The organism is Lactobacillus sp. UMNPBX15 (assembly GCF_002553785.1).
Classification (GTDB): Bacteria; Bacillota; Bacilli; order Lactobacillales; family Lactobacillaceae; genus Lactobacillus; species Lactobacillus crispatus.
Genome location: NZ_PCYV01000032.1, coordinates 1 through 18483, shown reverse-complemented (window position 1 = coordinate 18483; position 18483 = coordinate 1). Strand labels below are relative to the sequence as shown.

19 protein-coding genes and 2 tRNA genes are annotated in these 18483 nt (G+C 37.0%); 12 read left to right on the top strand and 9 right to left on the bottom strand.

The features are described 5' to 3' along the window. The first annotated feature begins 30 nt into the window (after positions 1 to 30). Genes CP366_RS08200 through CP366_RS08190 form a run of 3 tightly spaced genes read left to right on the top strand, consistent with a single transcriptional unit; the run spans position 31 to position 2931 of the window. Positions 31 to 1383, top strand: coding sequence for an ATP-binding cassette domain-containing protein (locus tag CP366_RS08200; protein ID WP_089145641.1), 1353 nt, complete (start codon positions 31 to 33; stop codon positions 1381 to 1383). Between the two features lie 4 nt (positions 1384 to 1387). Continuing rightward, a complete protein-coding gene (locus CP366_RS08195; RefSeq protein ID WP_089145642.1) occupies positions 1388 to 2041 on the top strand; it encodes an energy-coupling factor transporter transmembrane protein EcfT in 654 nt (217 codons plus the stop codon). An 8-nt stretch (positions 2042 to 2049) separates the two neighbouring features. Continuing rightward, positions 2050 to 2931, top strand: coding sequence for a prolyl aminopeptidase (locus CP366_RS08190; protein WP_060462185.1), 882 nt, complete (start codon positions 2050 to 2052; stop codon positions 2929 to 2931). A gap of 23 nt (positions 2932 to 2954) precedes the next feature. On the opposite strand, the gene CP366_RS10940 is transcribed toward CP366_RS08190, so the two are convergent. The 8 genes from CP366_RS10940 to yycF form a co-directional block, all read right to left on the bottom strand. After that, complete coding sequence (locus tag CP366_RS10940) at positions 2955 to 3500, bottom strand: C39 family peptidase (protein WP_233186487.1); 546 nt, start codon at positions 3498 to 3500, stop codon at positions 2955 to 2957. 499 nt (positions 3501 to 3999) lie between these two features. Further along, entirely contained in the window at positions 4000 to 4479 is a 480-nt protein-coding gene (gene rlmH, locus CP366_RS08180; RefSeq protein WP_005720466.1) for a 23S rRNA (pseudouridine(1915)-N(3))-methyltransferase RlmH, read from the bottom strand. Positions 4480 to 4996: 517 nt separating this feature from the next. Further along, the gene (locus tag CP366_RS08175) at positions 4997 to 6259 is read right to left on the bottom strand and encodes a S1C family serine protease (RefSeq protein ID WP_057726593.1); all 1263 of its coding nucleotides are present in this window, start codon (positions 6257 to 6259) and stop codon (positions 4997 to 4999) included. 79 nt (positions 6260 to 6338) lie between these two features. Beyond that, positions 6339 to 7136 carry an MBL fold metallo-hydrolase gene (locus tag CP366_RS08170; RefSeq protein WP_068813796.1) on the bottom strand — a complete coding sequence of 266 codons (798 nt, stop codon included), beginning with the start codon at positions 7134 to 7136 and terminating at the stop codon, positions 6339 to 6341. Positions 7137 to 7148: 12 nt separating this feature from the next. Further along, positions 7149 to 7973 (bottom strand): two-component system regulatory protein YycI, encoded by an 825-nt coding sequence (locus CP366_RS08165; RefSeq protein WP_005720462.1) that lies wholly within the window; start codon positions 7971 to 7973, stop codon positions 7149 to 7151. A 2-nt stretch (positions 7974 to 7975) separates the two neighbouring features. Continuing rightward, on the bottom strand, positions 7976 to 9337 hold the full coding sequence (locus CP366_RS08160; RefSeq protein WP_089142959.1) for a YycH family regulatory protein: 1362 nt from the start codon (positions 9335 to 9337) through the stop codon (positions 7976 to 7978). Then, positions 9318 to 11171, bottom strand: a complete 1854-nt coding sequence (gene walK / locus CP366_RS08155; protein WP_005720460.1) for a cell wall metabolism sensor histidine kinase WalK — start codon at positions 11169 to 11171, stop codon at positions 9318 to 9320. The genes CP366_RS08160 and walK overlap by 20 nt, the downstream gene beginning before the upstream one ends. Positions 11172 to 11241: 70 nt before the next feature. Further along, on the bottom strand, positions 11242 to 11958 hold the full coding sequence (gene yycF, locus CP366_RS08150) for a response regulator YycF (protein ID WP_005720459.1): 717 nt from the start codon (positions 11956 to 11958) through the stop codon (positions 11242 to 11244). A 136-nt stretch (positions 11959 to 12094) separates the two neighbouring features. On the opposite strand from yycF, the gene CP366_RS08145 reads away from it, so the two are divergent. From CP366_RS08145 to CP366_RS08105, 9 genes are all read left to right on the top strand, one after another. Beyond that, positions 12095 to 12167 (top strand) — tRNA-Lys (locus CP366_RS08145). Between the two features lie 118 nt (positions 12168 to 12285). Continuing rightward, entirely contained in the window at positions 12286 to 12507 is a 222-nt protein-coding gene (locus CP366_RS08140) for a hypothetical protein (RefSeq protein ID WP_089145644.1), read from the top strand. 132 nt (positions 12508 to 12639) lie between these two features. After that, positions 12640 to 12712 (top strand) — tRNA-Lys (locus CP366_RS08135). Positions 12713 to 12891: 179 nt separating this feature from the next. Then, a complete protein-coding gene (locus CP366_RS08130; RefSeq protein WP_013085640.1) occupies positions 12892 to 13653 on the top strand; it encodes a 1-acyl-sn-glycerol-3-phosphate acyltransferase in 762 nt (253 codons plus the stop codon). Between the two features lie 16 nt (positions 13654 to 13669). Next, positions 13670 to 14506 (top strand): glycosyltransferase, encoded by an 837-nt coding sequence (locus CP366_RS08125; protein ID WP_065991057.1) that lies wholly within the window; start codon positions 13670 to 13672, stop codon positions 14504 to 14506. A 17-nt stretch (positions 14507 to 14523) separates the two neighbouring features. Continuing rightward, the gene (locus CP366_RS08120; RefSeq protein ID WP_089145645.1) at positions 14524 to 15477 is read left to right on the top strand and encodes a glycosyltransferase family 8 protein; all 954 of its coding nucleotides are present in this window, start codon (positions 14524 to 14526) and stop codon (positions 15475 to 15477) included. A 13-nt stretch (positions 15478 to 15490) separates the two neighbouring features. Next, on the top strand, positions 15491 to 16438 hold the full coding sequence (locus CP366_RS08115) for a glycosyltransferase family 8 protein (RefSeq protein ID WP_005726082.1): 948 nt from the start codon (positions 15491 to 15493) through the stop codon (positions 16436 to 16438). After that, entirely contained in the window at positions 16435 to 17304 is an 870-nt protein-coding gene (locus CP366_RS08110; RefSeq protein WP_013085637.1) for a lysophospholipid acyltransferase family protein, read from the top strand. The genes CP366_RS08115 and CP366_RS08110 overlap by 4 nt, the downstream gene beginning before the upstream one ends. 92 nt (positions 17305 to 17396) lie before the next feature. Next, positions 17397 to 17618: a cytochrome b5 domain-containing protein gene (locus CP366_RS08105; protein WP_005726080.1), complete on the top strand. Its 222-nt coding sequence runs from the start codon at positions 17397 to 17399 to the stop codon at positions 17616 to 17618. A 219-nt stretch (positions 17619 to 17837) separates the two neighbouring features. Here CP366_RS08105 and CP366_RS08100 read toward each other — a convergent pair whose 3' ends face one another. Continuing rightward, positions 17838 to 18272: a GNAT family N-acetyltransferase gene (locus CP366_RS08100; protein ID WP_005723985.1), complete on the bottom strand. Its 435-nt coding sequence runs from the start codon at positions 18270 to 18272 to the stop codon at positions 17838 to 17840. Positions 18273 to 18483 lie beyond the last annotated feature (211 nt).

Sequence of the window (18483 nt, the reverse complement as noted above, 5' to 3'; positions counted from 1 at the left end):
GTCCCCAAAGCATCTTGTACAATCAGACTTATGAAAGTAACCGTTAACAATCTTACTTTTTCTTATGAAAAAGAACCTATAATTGACCATCTAAATATTGAAATTCCCCATGGATTTTCTCTGTTAATTGGACCAACTGGCTGCGGTAAATCTACCTTGCTTAAAATTATTGCTGGTTTATACCCCAAATATGCAGGGAGACTGACAGGTACGGTGGAACTGCACGGACAAAAGGCGGCAATGATGTTTCAAAATGCGGCTGAGCAATTCACAATGCCAACTCCACGTGAAGAAATTGTCTTCGCTTTAGAAAATTTGCAATTAGATGAAGGTGAATATCAAGCACGACTGGATCAGGCAACGGCTTTCACCCAAATTGCCGATCTTCTTGATCAAAAGATTAATACCCTATCAGGTGGCCAACAGCAACGAGTTGCTTTAGCTGTCTTAATAGCTATGGATGTAGATTTATTGCTCTTAGATGAACCGTTTGCCAGTTGTGATCCTAAGACACGTGCTTTTTTGATTAAAAAATTAGCGATTTTAGCTCACAACGGAAAAACTATTATTTTAAGTGACCACGTTTTAGACGATTATGAACCTGTCTGCGACCATCTTTTTGAGTTTACAAATAATCAAGAAGTTATTGAATTAAATGCTAGCAAAAAAATAGCCTTATTTGAACAAAATAAAAAATTGCATGAGCGACATTATCATTTTGTCTTACCTAATAGTGAGCCTATTTTCACTTTAAAACAAGTCCAAATTAGACAAAACAAGCTTTTGCTTAAGCAAAATGAGCTAAATTTGCATTCTGGCACTACCCTAATTACTGGTGCTAATGGTGTTGGCAAGACGTCTTTATTTAAAGTAATGACCAAAATGATTCCGTATACTGGTAATTTTGCTTATTTAAATAAGGAAATCGCTCAAATCTCAGCTAGAAAATATTTAACACAAGTAGCTCAAATTTTTCAAAAAGCAAGCGACCAATTTTTAGCTGTGACTGTCAAAGATGAACTAGAATTAAGTAAAAAGGATAGAAATTTATTTTTTACTGAAAAAAAGGTCAATGAATGGTTAGAAAAATTAGGTTTAGCTGACCACTTAGACCAAGTAGTCTATTCTCTATCAGGCGGCCAACAGAAGAAATTACAAATTCTGCTAATGTTAATGACTAAACATCAAGTTTTATTGATTGATGAGCCGCTCAGTGGACTTGATCACAACTCGGTCAAACTTGTTTTAGAATTAATGCGAGAAAGCCAGCAAAAGCTTCACCAGACGTTTTTTATCATTAGCCATCAAATAGACGAGCTAGCTGAATTCTGCGATTACCGGCTAATTTTGGCGGATCAGCGCTTAAAATATGTAGAAAGATAAGCTTATGAATCCTAGTTTAAAATTTCTTTTAGCGTTTATTATTTCCCTGGAAATATCTTTAAAGGCTAGTTTAGTTACTAATTTGTTAGTGATTGCCTTCGCGCTAGTTTATTTAATTATTACTCGAATCAAAATTAAAGAGTTAATTTTGCTCATTGTTCTGCCCTTTATTGCTGCTTTTACAATCTTTGCAACGCTCTTTTGGTTTTCACCAACACCAAATGCTTATTATTCTTGGAATTTGTCAACGCGTGTCTATGTTTATACCTTGACGATTGCCTGCGTGACACGTAATAACACCGCTACAGACTTTGCCCGATCATTAGAGCAGAACCTGCACTTACCCAGTAAATTTGCCTACGGCGTGCTGGCGGCGATTAACATTATTCCGCAGATGAAGATGGCGGTTAAACAGATCCGAACTAGCGCTATGATGCGGGGCATTTATCTCAGTTTTTGGTCGCCGGTCCTCTATTTTAAAGCAATTCTTGTTGCTTTAAATTCAGCTGACAATCTGGCCCAAGGAATGGAATCACATGGCTATGTCGAAGGGCAAAGAAGGTCGACGATCATCGCTATTCCTTTAACAGCTAGAGATTGGGTAATCTTCTTTACCCTGCTAATTTTGGTTAATATCTCATTGTTTTTGTTCAAATAGGTGAAAAAATGGAAATTATCGAAGGAAAAATGCCTTTCATGGGCTATGAAACTTACTATCGTATTGTTGGTCGAAGAAGCGAAAAGACACCACTCGTATTGCTACATGGTGGTCCCGGCTCAAGTCATAATTATTTTGAGGTTTTGGACAAATTAGCCGAAATTGATAACCGACGGATTATCATGTACGACCAGTTAGGCTGCGGCAAGAGTAGCATCCCTGATGATCACCCTGAACTTTATACTAAAGAAACATGGGTTAAGGAACTCATGGCGTTGCGGGAGCACTTGGCTTTGCGCAAAATACATTTATTAGGACAAAGTTGGGGTGGGATGCTAGCGCTAATCTACATGTGTGATTATCATCCTGTTGGCATTCAAAGCTTGATCTTGTCTTCAACCTTGTCGTCTGCTTCCTTATGGAGCAAAGAATTACACCGGATGATCAAATACTTGCCAATTGAAGAACAGGCGGCAATTCATCGCGCCGAATTGACTAGCAATTTTAACGATCCTGATTACTTAAAAGCTAATGAGCACTTCATGAATCAACATGCAATTGACATGACGAAAACGTGGCCTGAATGCGTTATGCGAAAAAAATGTGGTGGTATTGTAGCTTATGAAACCGCCTGGGGACCAAATGAATATACGCCAGAGGGCAACTTGCACGATTACGAATACACAGAAAAACTAGGCAAAATAAAAATCCCAACTCTAATTACGAGTGGGACTGATGATTTATGTACACCTTATGTAGCTAAAACGATGCAGGATCATCTTGCTGGCAGTAAATGGCAGCTATTTGAAAACTGCGGTCACATGTCTTTTGTAGAAAAAACAGATGAATATGTTGAAATGCTGCGAAAGTGGCTTGATCAACATGACTAAAAAGTAAATATATTTACATAAAATTAATAACTCAACGCCCGATGAGCATCTAAAGCCCAATGCGTTGCAAAAATTTCCTGCTTGATTTTCCGCTTGGTTCCAGTCCAAGGATCATTATAATAGATCGTTTTACCATGGTAACCCGTCAAGGTAATAGCATGGTTAGAGAGGCCGTCAAACATCCCTACCCAAACAACCACCAAGTGTGAATTAATCAGCTTATCCTTAATTGCGGGCAAACCACAATTAGTCATATTCTGTGCTCTACCAAGATAATGCTTCACTACTGGTTTCACCCCATTAGGAGCAACCCAATAGCCGAGCGGATATTTCTTGTAAGGCGAACCGATAAAGCCTTTGTACAACTTCCAAGCACCGTTATGCGTAGTGCGTTTTTTTGATTTACTGTAGATGTAGGCGTTACGCTTTAAAACGCGACCTTGACCACTAATATTGGTCACCTTAATATAAGCATCCCTATCAGCCAACTTGTAGAATTTAGCGCCATTAACTGTTATGGGACTTTGATTTACAGTTACTGCACGATATGCGTAATACTTTTCACCCAATGACTTGCCATTTTCATCATAAAAAAAGCCGCCCCGAAGGACGGCTGTATTGAGTCTGGATCGGATTAATCAAAGAAACTATCAATCAGGTTCTTGAGGAACTTTTTAATAGCCCTCTTGAGCTCTTGAAGCACTTGCCATCACGATTCAGTGGTAGAAATACTACTACAAAGATAAAGTAATACTTCATGGGAGTCTACCTCCTTCCACACGAGTAAGGGCGCTACCCCTTCAGCGTTACCATTTATGTGTTAAAATTGAGATACTACAAAGATAAAGTACACTTCAGCGTGTGCGTGAGCTACTAGCTGGTAGCTCAAAAATTAGCAGGGCGATCGAAAGATCGTCTTTTTTGTTGCCAAGCATAATTTAACAAAATCTATTTTTAAATCATAAAAAACTAAAAAAGCACTGACCTGCCACAGTTTTTTTCAATATGCTTGTGAAATCTGCAAATATGCAAAAATAAAAAGCCCAATTTATGGGCTTTTTCTATATTCTACTTATGATAAGGACTACCTGAGTTAATCATAAATGCACGATAGATTTGTTCAATCAACACCACGCGCATCAACTGGTGTGGCATCGTCAATTTACCAAAACTAATCAAGTCATTTCCCCTCTTGTTTACAGCATCGCTAGTCCCTAAACTGCCACCAATGACAAACGTAATGTCTGAATGACCATAAGTTGCGAGATCCTGAATCTCTTTAGCGAACTCTTCGCTGCTGCGCTGCTTTCCTTTAATTGCAGTCACATACACGTACTCCTTATCTTTAATTTTGCTCAGGATTCGCTGACCTTCAATCTCTTTAACCTTCTCATCTTCAGCTGCACTGAATTTTTCCGGTGCTTTTTCATCAGGCACCTGTACAATGGACACCTTTGCAAAACGACTGAGTCGTTTCTCATACTCCGCAATTGCATCCCTAAAATACTTCTCTTTTAATTTTCCAACACATACAATTTTGATATTCATGATTCTATTATAACAAGCATAGCTAATTTTCCATTCATAATTTTAATCTACCAGCACAATACTAACATCCCTTCCACACTATTTACCCAAACTTTTCCACAAAACTTCAAAGACCAATTTCAACATTTTGTGGTATTATTTTACTTATGCCCCAGAAGTTGTATTTAATAATTTTTCTAAAATTTCTTTATTCACATCGATTTTATGAAAGCCTTTTTTCACAAACTTTATCTCTTAAGGCTTGTTATACCTGCATGAACGCCTGTTTTCTCAAATAGAATTCACTAAATAAGGTCAAAATCATCATATTTTTCCACAAGTTAATAAACCTATATTTATCAAGTTATACACAATCCACAGAGTTATCCACACTTATCAACAGGCTGGTGTCTGTTTGACAACAAATAATTCCGAACAATTTGATGTTACACATTTAAAAAGTTAACAAAAAGGCTATATCTACGTTTAAACCGCGTGATATAGCCTTTTTTCTTTTAATTAACTTCTATTTTGATTTTTAGTTACCTTCAAGTTTTACCTTTAAGTTGACATCCTTACCATTTCTGTTCACGGTAACATTTACGGTATCACCGACTTTATGGCTGTATAAAATGCTGTGTAACGATGCCACATCATCAATCTTCTTGCCGTCAACCTTGGTAATAACGTCGCCGCTCTTCATTCCGGCATTAGCAGCTGAACTATTCTTGTTTACTGAGGCAATGTAAATACCACTCTTCAAAGTAGAATTGATCTTCAAGCGGCTTCTGTAGCCTTCTGGAATACCTTGAAGTGCGATTACCCTTACGCCAAGTTGTGGACGGGTAATCTTACCCTTCTTAACTAATTCGTTCACAATCGTAACTACTTCGTTTGATGGAATTGCAAAGCCCATTCCTTCGACAGAAGTACCATCACTTGATTGGGCTAACTTCATTGAGTTAATCCCGATCACTTGACCAGCTGAGTTAACCAAGGCACCACCTGAGTTACCTGGGTTAATTGCGGCATCAGTTTGAATAACCGTTTGTTGATTGCCTGATGAAGTAGAAATGGTTCTAGCCGGTGCTGAAATAATCCCTTGCGTTACCGTAGAAGCATATTCACTACCTAATGGTGAACCAACGGCAATGACAGTTTGACCAGCTTGTAAGCTCTTAGAATCGCCAAATTCGGCCGTCTTAGTCACATACTTAGCATCAATTGAAAGCACAGCTAAGTCAGTTGTACTATCCTTACCAACAACTTTAGCATTTACTGTCTTGCCATTAGCTAGCATTACCTGAACAGCATCACTGCCTGAGATAACGTGGTTGTTAGTAACGATATAGCCCTTGCCATTAGATTTCATGTAGACTACACCTGAGCCTTCACTGTAAGTCTCAAGCTTGCCCTTGCTGCTTGATGAAGAGCTATCATCACTGTCATCATTACCGAATAAACTATTATAAAGTGAATTAGTACTATTAGAACTTGATTGGCGTTTTAAGTTAATAACTGAAACAACCGCTCCTTTTACATCATTATATGCAGTAGTCATTGTGCCACTAGTCTTAGCACTCTTTTCTGAAACTTTACTACTACTTGAAGATACACTAGTTTGAGCAGCACCATTATTAACTGATGCATTATTCATTTGATCAGCTGCGTAATATGAAACGCCTCCACCGATCAAGCCACCAACTACACCGACAATCGCTGCAGTGGCAATGATTTTACCATTAGTATTCTTTTTTCTAGGTTGTTGTAAATTGTTATTATTATTTTTATTTTCTACCATACTTGCTTCTCCCCTCATCTTGTTTACTAATCATACCGATTAAATTTGAATATTATATGAAAAAATGTTGTGAAAACTGCTAAATTTCAACTAATTTTGTAGGCTGATTAGGTTCTGTATCAATAATCTTAACATCATCATCCAAATTTGCATCCCCCTCAAGCAGCATTTCCTTTGCCGTTTCGTGAGCTAAATACTCCGTATTATTATGTTGGCTGCGATGCGCTAAAAAGATATGCTTTGTTTTAGGTGTGACTACATCAACTAATGCCTGGGCTGCTTCGTCATTAGATAAATGGCCTACATCCGACAAAATTCGCTGCTTCAGTGCCCAGGAATATGGTCCATCTCTGAGCATCATATTATCATAATTAAATTCCATCATATAGGCATCAGCATCTTCAATTGTCCCTTCAACTTCTTCTGATACATAACCTGTATCAGTTAAAAAAGCGACCCGCTTACCACCACTAGTAAACACATAATATTGCGGCTCAGCTGCGTCATGACTAGTTGCAAAGGCAGTAATATCAACATCACCAAAAGTTTTAGTTTGGCCTGGTTCAATTGTATTCATTTGTTCAGCCGGTAATTTACCTATTTTTTGCGTATCCAATAAATACTGCCAAGTCCCACTATTGGCAAAAGCATCTATCTTAGGATAACGGCGCATCAACACGCCGAGTCCGCCACTATGATCGGTATGATCATGACTTAAAAAGGCCATATCAATCTCGTTAATATCAACTCCAACTTCGGCTAGCAAATCTTTAGTTTTCTTACCAGAAAGGCCAGCATCCATCAGGATTTTATGCTGGCCTGTAACGATTAAACTGGTATTGCCGGTCGAGCCGCTTGCTAAAACGGAAACCTTCAATTTTTATCCTTTCTATTTTTCTACATTATAGGTACTCGATTGTAGCATCTGTGCCGTATATGCATTAATACGTTTCATCGTGATATTTTTAGTTGTCTTATTTTCTACCCAAACCAGCCAAGTTGGCAACAAGATTGTGCTGCCACGTACTTCTGTCAGTTTGGAGTAACCTAATTTTACCTGCGTTACGCGCGAATTATTAGTCAACTCACGATCAGTGTACATCGCACGCACAGCACGCCAAGCACTGATGGTTGACTGTAATTCACGCACTGGACTAGCTTGCCCCATATATGTTTCAGTAAAATTAATAATCTGATTATCTTTTACATTGATATTCAATTGGGCCGAGTTAGCATAAATTTCACCATAATCTGAGTTTTGCACAAAAACATAATTGTCTTCACTCGACATATCAGGTTCATACTTGAATTCTTTACCATAAGGAATATTTTTCGAATCATTCTTAAAATCTTCAATTTGTTCTAAAGCTTCCTTAGGTTTTTTACTCAAAAGGACTGCTTGTCTTGGTTCACCATAAAGCACATTATCGCTTTTAGAATAGCGGGCATTTACATTAGTCAGCGAGCTAACTTTGCCAGAAAGGTAGTCACGATTCTTGGTAGCTAAATAATAACCAGAATCTGGTGCATCCGAAATCTTATCGGGCAAATCAATATTGTCTGACTTCATTTCATTGCGGATGCTAGCAACGCTGCGAGTAGTGGTATCAGCGTTACTTAAATTAACGGGAGAACGGAGAATTTCGATTCCAAGATAAATATCAATTAAAAAGAAAACAACGAAAAATAGCCATTCGATTCGTTTATGGTCCATTTCTATTTTCCCCTTTCGTTAACAGTTAACTGATCAGCTTCACGGTAGGTAGATACGTCTTGCTTTTCCCATTCACCTAGGCTCTTCCATTCATCGTAGGCTTTGATATAGTACGTTGGGATCAAGTTAATCAAACTATGGTGACTTGAATCCTTTTCTTCAGCAAAACCAACGATAATTCGTTGAATATCTTCCTGCTTTAGGCCGTGATTGACTAATTCATCAACAACATCTTGGGTTGGTTTTAACCGCTTAGTTTGACCATCAAACGGAATTGGAATTTGGAAGTTTACACTATTAAAGGCCACATTAATCGAATCTGTTGAAAAGGTCGTCTTGACTTGCAAATCATGCTTATTTAAGAAAACAGGAATCCCTTCAATATAGTTTAGATAACTAACATTAGCACCATCTGCATCAAAGAAGCGTAAATCTTGCTCGGTTAAACCCAATTGGTGAACATAATAAACGCTATCTAATAAGCGGTTAGTAGTATTGGGGATCTTATTTTTTTCATAATGAGTATAAAGATAATTATGCTCACCTGAATTAGAATCTGGCACTCTTAAGCGAGTATAGTAGTTCAAAGAATACACCGTTTGACCATTCTTATTAGTCTTACTAGTAACGCCAGATGTACCTAATAAACGCGAAACAAAGTAAGAATACGATTGATGATTAGTCAAGTAACTATAAACTTTAGCATTCATTGTCTTGATGTAAAACGGTGAATAGCCTTCCTTTAAACGAACTAATCTAACTGGATACTTGCTCTTAGCATTACGTGCATATTTACGTAGTTTATCAAAATTTGCGCCAGCAATTTTTACTTGATAAATTTCATTAGTCTGATCATTTCCCAAATAAATCCAGTGATTTGACTGCGAGATAAAGAAGCGGTTAAACTCGCGGTTATCATTTGCGGCATTATTCAACTGGTTAAATAAGGAGAAAGTAATTTCATCTGGATAAACCAACTGCACATAGTTGGGATTGTTTAAATACTCTTCATATTTAGTTCTAGTATCAACTATTTTCTTAATTTTATTAGTGGCCTTGGCTTTTTTTATCTCTTTGGTAAATTCTAAAGTCAAATTATTTTTTGAATCATATAGCTGACACAAATTTCCATTAGCAAAACCATATGAAGTAGTTGGAATATATAAATCATATAATGACTTAAAATTGTGACTACGCGTTTGCTCTTTAGTGATATTATTTTGATTTTGCTGACCAATATTACTAAAGCGCTGATCACTAGTCATAATAAAGATCCAAAGCACAATTGAGAGGACAATGACGATCAGTGTAGCTAAGCCTAAGAAAAATTCACCGAATTTGAATTTAAACTTCATCCCAATCATCCTCCTCTGTCATCGGTTCATATGGCAAGGAAATATAGAAAGTAGACCCCTTGCCTTCGCTACTGTCAGCCCAAATTTTACCATGGTGAGCTTCCACAATTTCTTTAGCAATGGCCAAGCCCAAGCCGGTACCACCTTGGGCCCGGGAACGTGCCTTATCAACTCGGTAAAAGCGGTCAAAGATTTTACCCAGATCTTTTCTTGGAATACCCAAGCCCTGGTCAGAAATACTTAAGATAACATGATTTTGGTTTTGGGTCATTCTAACAGTAATTACACCGCCATCAGGTGAATACTTAATTGCATTGTTCATAATGTTATCAATTACCTGCATCATCTTATCGGTATCGATTTCCACCCATAAGGCTTGACTGCCTAATTCACGCTTAATTGTGTATTTCTTCTTTTCTTTATTTTTATCTGTTTTAACAATCATATCGAAACGGTTAAGAATATGGTTAACAAAATCGTTTAAGTTAACAAATTCTAGATCCATTTTTGAAACGCCACGGTCCATTCTAGACAAACTCAACAAGTCATTGATCATTCTAATCATCCGACTAGTTTCTTGTTGAGTAACTTCCAAAAACTTAGGAGCAATCTCTGGATTCTTCCAAGCACCCTCATTAAGAGCTTCAATATAAGCCTGCAAACTTGTTAAAGGTGTTCTCAATTCGTGTGAGACATTAGAAACAAACTGTCTTTGTGAATCTTCATTCTTTTGTTGCTCAGTTACATCGTGTAATACACAAACTGACCCTGATACAAAGCCAGTTACCCGCTTAATCAAAGAAAAACTAGCATGCAAAATAATTTCATCCCGCGTACCTGGATCAAGGGTAATAACGATCTCTTTTTGACTAGAAATCAAATCTTGTGACGAAGTATCTTCTAGTCCCAGTACTTCAGCAATCGGCTTATTGATAACCTCGTCTTCTTTTTTATTTAAAAAGTTTAGTGCCATATGATTAACCACACTGACGTTACCATGACGATCAGTGGCTAGAACTCCATCGCTCATGTGTGACAGAACACTATCTAGTCGCCGCCGTTCACTATCAGACTCTTCTTGTGAGCGTTCAATTCGTACGGACAGGGTATTAAATGCTTTAGCTAATTGCCCTAGTTCATCATTGGAATAAATTTTTACCTGACTTGAATAATCACCATCAGCAATATGCAATGCTTGTTTCTGCATTTCTTCGATCGGTTGCGTAATTGCCCGGGAAATAACCAATGACAAAAATGCACCTAATAAAGCCGCGATCAATGACGCAATCAAGAAAGTCAATGAAATTTGGCGCAAATTGTTAAAGACATCTTGCATACTAGCTTTAACATAGACAGCACCAACAGTATTGTTAGAGCCATTGCCACTAGTCAACGGCGATATTTGAATCATGTAATTGCCATGATCATCGACCACTTTATTAATTTGATGTCCAGTTGAAATAACCTGCTTCACATCAGTATTGTTAATCCGTTGACCGATCTTACTTTTATCATTTAAGTTAGAAACGGCACGAATCGTATCCTTATTATCGACAACAATAATTTCACTAATTGCATCATTATTGTAGTCATTAACAATTTGATTCAAGCGATCATTAGTATTTTTATTATCACTGGTCAACTGATTAGCTAACTGATTGCTGACGATAGTCTGAATCTGGATTGATGATTGGAAATTTTCAATGCTATTTTGCTCTAATTGACGGGTAAAATAAGCTCCAATAACTTCAATTGTTGCCAGTAGCATCAGCATGAACACAATTGCAATTTTAGTATTAATGGAATTAAATGTACTATTTAATCTTGCTTTGAATTTTTTCATTCTACTCATTCAATATCTAAAAAATATAAAAAAGAAAGCCACTACCATAACAGTTCTGTGGCTTTCTTTATTATTCTTCACTCGGCTGTTTTACATAATAGCCAACACCACGACGGGTAACTAAAATTTGAGGTTGGATTGGATTATCTTCAATCTTTTCTCTTAAACGGTGCACCGTTACGTCTACAGTCCGCACATCACCGAAGTAGTCATAACCCCAAACAGTCTGAAGCAGGTGTTCACGAGTCATAACTTGTCCCATATGTTGAGCTAAATAGTAAAGAAGTTCAAATTCACGGTGAGTAAGTTCAATCTTCTTACCATTTTTTTCTACAATATAGGCATCTGGCATAATGACCAAGTTACCGATCTTAATATTCTTATCGGTCTCTTCTTGGCTGGCAGCTTCTGCTTTTTTAACAATATCACGACGACGCAGGTTAGCCTTCACACGGGCAACTAATTCCCGGTTAGAAAACGGCTTGGTTACGTAGTCATCTGCACCCATTTCCAGTCCTAAGACTTTATCAATTTCAGTATCTTTAGCAGTTACCATGATGATTGGCATGTCATGCGTTTGACGAACTTCACGCGCAACTTCCAACCCATCTTTTTTGGGCAACATCAAATCCAGAATCATTAGATCCGGGTCGTATTCGTCAACTTTTTTAACAGCTTCTTCGCCATCATAGGCGGTGTCGACATCAAAGCCTTCCTTAGTTAAATTAAATTTGATAATATCAGAAATCGGCTTTTCATCGTCGACGACGAGAATCTTCTTTGGCATCGGGAATGCCTCCTTTGCCCTTACATTATACTGAATTTTGTAACATTAGCCAAAAATTTTTGTTTTTTTTCAAAAAAAGCTTGCATTTTCTTATCAACAATAGCATAATAATATCTGTTGATTGATTCAACGACATGGGTGGCTAGCTCAGCTGGCAGAGCAACGGACTCTTAATCCGTGGGTCCAGGGTTCGATCCCCTGGCCACCCATAATATTTTTCGTAAGAGATAAGATGTTGATCTTATCTCTTTTTTTGTTTCTTAAATTGGATTTAGAAAGGGCTTTCTTGGTAAAATAAAATTAGAATTTGTACGAGGGGGCTTTACAATGAACGAAGCTGTATTTTTTAATCCAGGGGATGCCATCGCATCTTCACACGACTTTAAAGAAGCACGCCGCAGTGCTCAAATCATTAAGGCAGAACGTCCAACAGGGCGCCAAATTGTGATTGCCAAAAATGATCAAAGCGGTGTCTATGCTGTTTACTATGCAGATCACATGAAGCATGATCAGCAAGGCACAGCCTATCATATTCAAGATAAACTTTAGTAAAAAAGCGGCCATTATGGGCGCTTTTTGCTAGCTTCAAATTATTTTTCAACTTTTTTCAAAAAAAGCTTGTCAAATTATAAAACTACTGGTAATATATTTAAATGTCGGCGGGAGCTGATGAACAAATATGGGTGGCTAGCTCAGCTGGCAGAGCAACGGACTCTTAATCCGTGGGTCCAGGGTTCGATCCCCTGGCCACCCATAATATGAAAGATGTACTGCAAGAAGGCGGTGCTTTTTTTATGCTATTTTACAGAAGATTCGTATTTTTCAATCATGAAATTACGAATCTTTTTTATTTTCTTTCAGCATTCCTCTCGTCTTAGGAATTAGGCTTTTTTCCATGGTATCATAGGATACATAAGTATCATGGAGGGCAAGATGAAACGGATTTATTATTACCAAAAAACAACCGATGATGTAGTCGATAGTCACGATCAAAATTTCAGTCTACCCGATAATTACGTTATTCTACCTAATTCTCTTGGAGCTAGAATCTGGTCCACTACCGCTCGTCACTTAGCATGCGCTTTTGGTTGGGTGGTTTTCCGCTTCTTCGATCATGTAAAAGTCGTTGGTCAAGAAAAACTTAAGCAAGTCAATGGGGGCTATTTTATTTATGGCAACCATACTAGACCCATGGGGGATGTCTTTACCTCGCTCACAATTTTTCCAATCAAAAATTTTTATGCTATTGCTAATCAAGCTAACTGGGGCATCCCCTTCATTGGCAAATATCTTGTACGCTACGGCGGTCTGCCTGTTGGCAAAAATATGAAGCAATCGCTCAAACTAATTAAAGCCATTCAAACTGTGATTAAGGATAAAAAGGGCGAGATTCTCATCTACCCTGAAGCTCATGTCTGGCCCTATTACACGAAGATTCGCCCGTTCGATGCAACAAGCATGCACTTTCCAGTTAAATTAAATGCGCCTAGTTTCGTCATGACCAAAACCTACCATAAAAAGTGGCTTAGCAAGCGACCTAGTGCCGTTATTTACATTGATGGGCCCTTTTACCCGGATACAAATTTAAGCCGTAAGGAAGCTCAAAATAAGCTTCACGATGAAATTTGGCAGGTAATGAAGCAGCGTGCAAAAAATAGCGATTATGAATATTGTCAATATATTCAAAAGAAATAAAAAATAGGAGTTTATCATGAATATTCTTTTTTGTGGAGATGAAAATGCTCAAGATGGCGTTTTGATTTCCACCTTATCTTTAATCAAAAATTCTGGTGCTCAAGAATTGCATCTTTATATTTTAACGATGGAGGCACACAGTGATGAACGTAAATATCACCCTTTCTCACAACATGCGGCTGATTTTTTACGTTCTTTAGTAAAAAAAGCCAATCCTAACAGTACAGTTGAATTAATTGACTGCACCAAGTTATTTGAACAGGAACCGCCAACCGCTAACATGAATACTCGCTTCACGCCATATGCCATGTTGCGTTTATTTGCAGACCAATTGCCACAGATTCCTGATCGCATTCTTTATTTAGACGATGACATTGTCATTCGCGGTGATATTACAACTTTTTACAATGAGGATATTAACGGAATCGAATTAGTGGGCGTACTTGATTATTGGGGTCGCTTCTTCTTCCACAATCTTAAGACCAAGCGCGCATTTGATTATCTTAATTCTGGCGTTTTGTTGCTGAATATGAAGAAAATTAAACAAACTGGTCTCTTTGCCGAGGTGCGGCATATGATGCAAGTTAAGCAAATGTTTTTGCCCGACCAATCAGCAATAAACAAGCTAGCTGTAGCCAAGCGAGTAGCACCACGCCGTTATAATGAGCAATATCATTTGCAAAAAAACACCAAAATTCAACATTTCACTACTAGCTTTAGGTTTTGGCCTTATTTCCATACTCAAACAGTTAAGCCATGGGATGTTGATCGCGTACACAGTGTACTTCATTTACATGAATATGATGATTTGCTTAACGAATATCTCAAATTACGAAATAATTTAAAAAAATAATTTAGGAGGATCTTATTTTGAAAACCATTCCTGTTTTTTACACAATTAGCGATAATTATACGCCATATGCATATGTTTCAATTAAATCATTAATTGACCATACTGACCCCAAGAAGGACTATACGATTACCCTTTTAGTCCAACAGATATCTGATGAGCACAAAAAGAGCTTAGAAGATCTTTCAACTGATAATATTCATGTTCAAATCTTTCATATCGACGATGACATGGTTAAGCCAATCCATAATACCAAGGAAAACTACTTACGTGCTCAATTCTTTACCATGTCAATTTTCTACCGGCTATTCATTCCAGAATTGTTCCCTCAATATGACAAGGCAGTTTATCTTGATGCAGATACTATTATCTGTACTGATATTGCTAAAATGTACGAAATTGATATCGCCGACAACATGTTTGCTTCATGTCCCGACTTATCAATTCGTTACATGCCACTTTTACAAAAGTACATTAAAGAATGTCAGGGAATTTTGCCTGCAGAAAAATACATCAATAATGGTGTAATTCTGTTTAATATGAAGGCCTTTAGAGACAAAAAGTTTGTTGATAAATTCTACTACTTAATGAATAAATATCATTTCGATAACGTTGACCCTGATCAAGCCTACATGAATGAAATTTGCGAAGATAAGATTTATCACCTACCTAAAGAATGGGATGCTATGCCAAATGAAAGCATTCCTGAAATTCAAGATCCTAAGATCGTGCACTACAATCTTTTCTTCAAACCATGGCATTTTGCTGATGTTCAATATGGTCATTATTTCTGGGATATTGCTAAAACTACGCCGTATTACGATGAACTAAAGCAGCAATTAGACAACTTTACTGATGAAGACCGTCAAAAGGCCCGAGCTGACCTAGAATGGATGGCCAAAAAAGTTGACATGATTGTCAAAGAGCCAAATACTTGGGCTAAGGTTAAACAAACGGAATCAGTTAAAATCTAAGAAAGGTAATTTTATGACAATTCCTATTTTTTACAGTATCAGCGATGACTTTACCAAATACGCTGCTGTTTCTCTTAATTCTTTAGTCAAACATACAGATCCAAATAAGGATTATACTGTTTACTTTTTAAATCAAGATCTCTCATCAAAGCATCAAAAAGCTTTGTCTGATCTTAGCAGTTCAAACGTTCATGTGAAGTTTTTCCATATTGATGATCAACTTGTACAACCTATTCAAAATCGTAAGGAAAACTTTCTTCGCGCTGACTTTTTTACCATGTCGATTTTTTATCGCCTCTTTATTCCAGAACTTTTTCCCGAATATGATAAGGTGATCTATATTGATAGCGACACAATTGTAAACGACGATCTTGCTAAACTATACAACTCCGAATTGGGTGATAATTTATTTGCTGCTTGCACCGACTCCTCAATTCAATATGTAGACAAGATGATAAAATACATCAAAAATGTCCTGGCACTTGACCCCAAGAAATACATTAACTCTGGCATGCTCGTCATGAATGCTAGGGCCTTTCGCGCTGAACATTTTATTGACCATTTTATGACACTTTTAGAAAAGTATCATTTTGATTGTATTGCTCCTGATCAAGACTATTTAAATGAAATCGGGGAAGGCAGAATTTTGCACTTAAATCCTCGCTGGGATGCTATGCCAAATGAAAACACTGAACCTTTAACTAATCCTGGTCTGATTCACTATAATCTTTTCTTTAAGCCATGGCATTTTGCTAATGTCCAATATGCACAGTACTTCTGGGATAGTGCCAAACAAACGCAGTTTTTCGATGAATTAAAGAACGAACTCAATAATTATACTGATGACGAGCGTGCAGCAGACCGCGAAAAATTGGATCATATGCTTGCTAAGGAAGACAAAACTGAGCAAGATCCTAATAATTGGGCAAAAGTTAAGAAACGAGAGGCAGTAACACTATGATTTTTGGCGATAATCGTGAGGCAGTGATTAAAAATATAAAAAAAGCTGCTAATGAACGCAACTTCACAGCAAAAGTAGAAATCGGCGATCCCCAAATGTCCCTAGATCAGCGCCTTAAATTGGTCAATGATTATTGGAATAAGCGTAACACTTTTTCAAGTAAGCTTAATAATCGTATTGGACATCTCTTATTTGGTACTTTATCCAGAGCATTAGCTGGATCAACTGAATTTGTAGGTTTAGAGAACCTAAATAATTTACCTATTGGTGGCGCAATTTTAACTTCTAACCACTACAATCAGGTTGATTCTTTACCAATGAAGTTGCTCGCTAACAAGATGCACCATCAGCTTTCAATTGTAATTGAAGATACTAACCTAATGCTACCGGGATTTTTCCGCTATTTAATGAATTATGTTGGCACTATTCCACTAGTTCAGAGTCCTAGCTATATTGGAAATGAATTTCCTAAGCACCTCAGTGCAGCTTTAGCTAAAAATAATTGGGTTTTAATTTATCCAGAACAGGAGATGTGGTGGAATTATCGCAAGCCTCGCAAATTACAACGTGGTGCCTATTATTTTGCGGCTAAACAAAATGTACCGGTAATCTCCACTTTTGTCGAGATTAAGGATCTACCTAAAATCGAAAAGAAAGATCCTAATTTTTATGAGACCAAATATATTGTCCATGTTTTACCACCAATCTTCCCTGACGTTTCTCTAAACGCCAACGAAAACGCTCATAAGATGATGGAACTCGACTACCGACAAAAAGTTGCTGCCTACGAGAAAATTTATGGTAAAAAGCTTAATTATGACTTTCTAGATTGGGATATTGCTGGGTGGCGTGGTCATCTTTCATAAGAAAAGCATAAGACTCCTTCGTATCTCTTGCTATAAGGTGACACAGTGTTACCATTGATATATCAAGATCTTATTAGAAAGGAGCTTCTTATATGAGAAAATTTACTAAAGAAACTCTATCAAATTACAATGGTAAAAATGGACGTCCAGCTTATATTGCATTTAATGGTACTGTCTATGACGTAACTAATAATACCCACTGGCTTAATGGCGAAAATAATGGTATCCATGCTGGCTGTGATGTTAGTCTGGACCTCGCTCAATCTCCAGTTCTGGAATTGGCCCACATTAATCAAGTTGGTATTTATAACTAAAGATAAACTAAAAATTTGATCAAAATGATCCATAAAACAACGAGAGAATTGCTCGTTGTTTTTTTTGTCTAACTCAGCATTTTATACGCTGAGTTAATTATTTGATTCAACTACAGTCTTTAATTACTGATGATTACATTTTTCTAATACGAGTGCTTATCTGACATCACACCAACTGATTGTTTGTATGAATTACTTGGTAACATGAATATTTTTGATCTATAAATCATAAGAGTACCAGTCAGGTTGTTGCTCTTTAAACCCCATTCTTGTAAACATTTTTTTGCTTTGAATATTAAAGTCATATATGTGAGCCTTCACTTGCGTCATTTTCTGAATTCTTGCAAGCTGCACCAATTTGTCGACACATTTTCTACCAAGATGCAAGTTTTGATATTCTTTGCAAATCACGATTGATATCTCACCGTCTTTTAGCAAAGTACAATCACCAATCAATTTCCCTTGATATTGAATATAGTAGCACCACCCATGCACTGACAAATATTCATACATTCGACGTAATTTAGTTAAATCATAAACGGTATCAATATTATCTACCTGCTTACAGATTTTAGGATCCTGGTACCATTTAAGAGTCTGCTTTTCATTCGGGAAATATGGCACTAACGTAAGTCTATCAGAATTTTTATCCATCTAAATATGTCCTTTTTTCTAAGTATTTAATGTCTGAAATTTAACATATACTTTTGAATATTTACCAGTCTAATAGAGAGACAAAGACAACAAGTTTATACATTTCATAACGCAAATAAAAAGCTATAACTTCTTTATTAGCTCTATAATTTTTTCGGTTCAGTATAAATTCTTGTGTAAATAGAAATTAGATAACAAAAAAAGAAGGGTT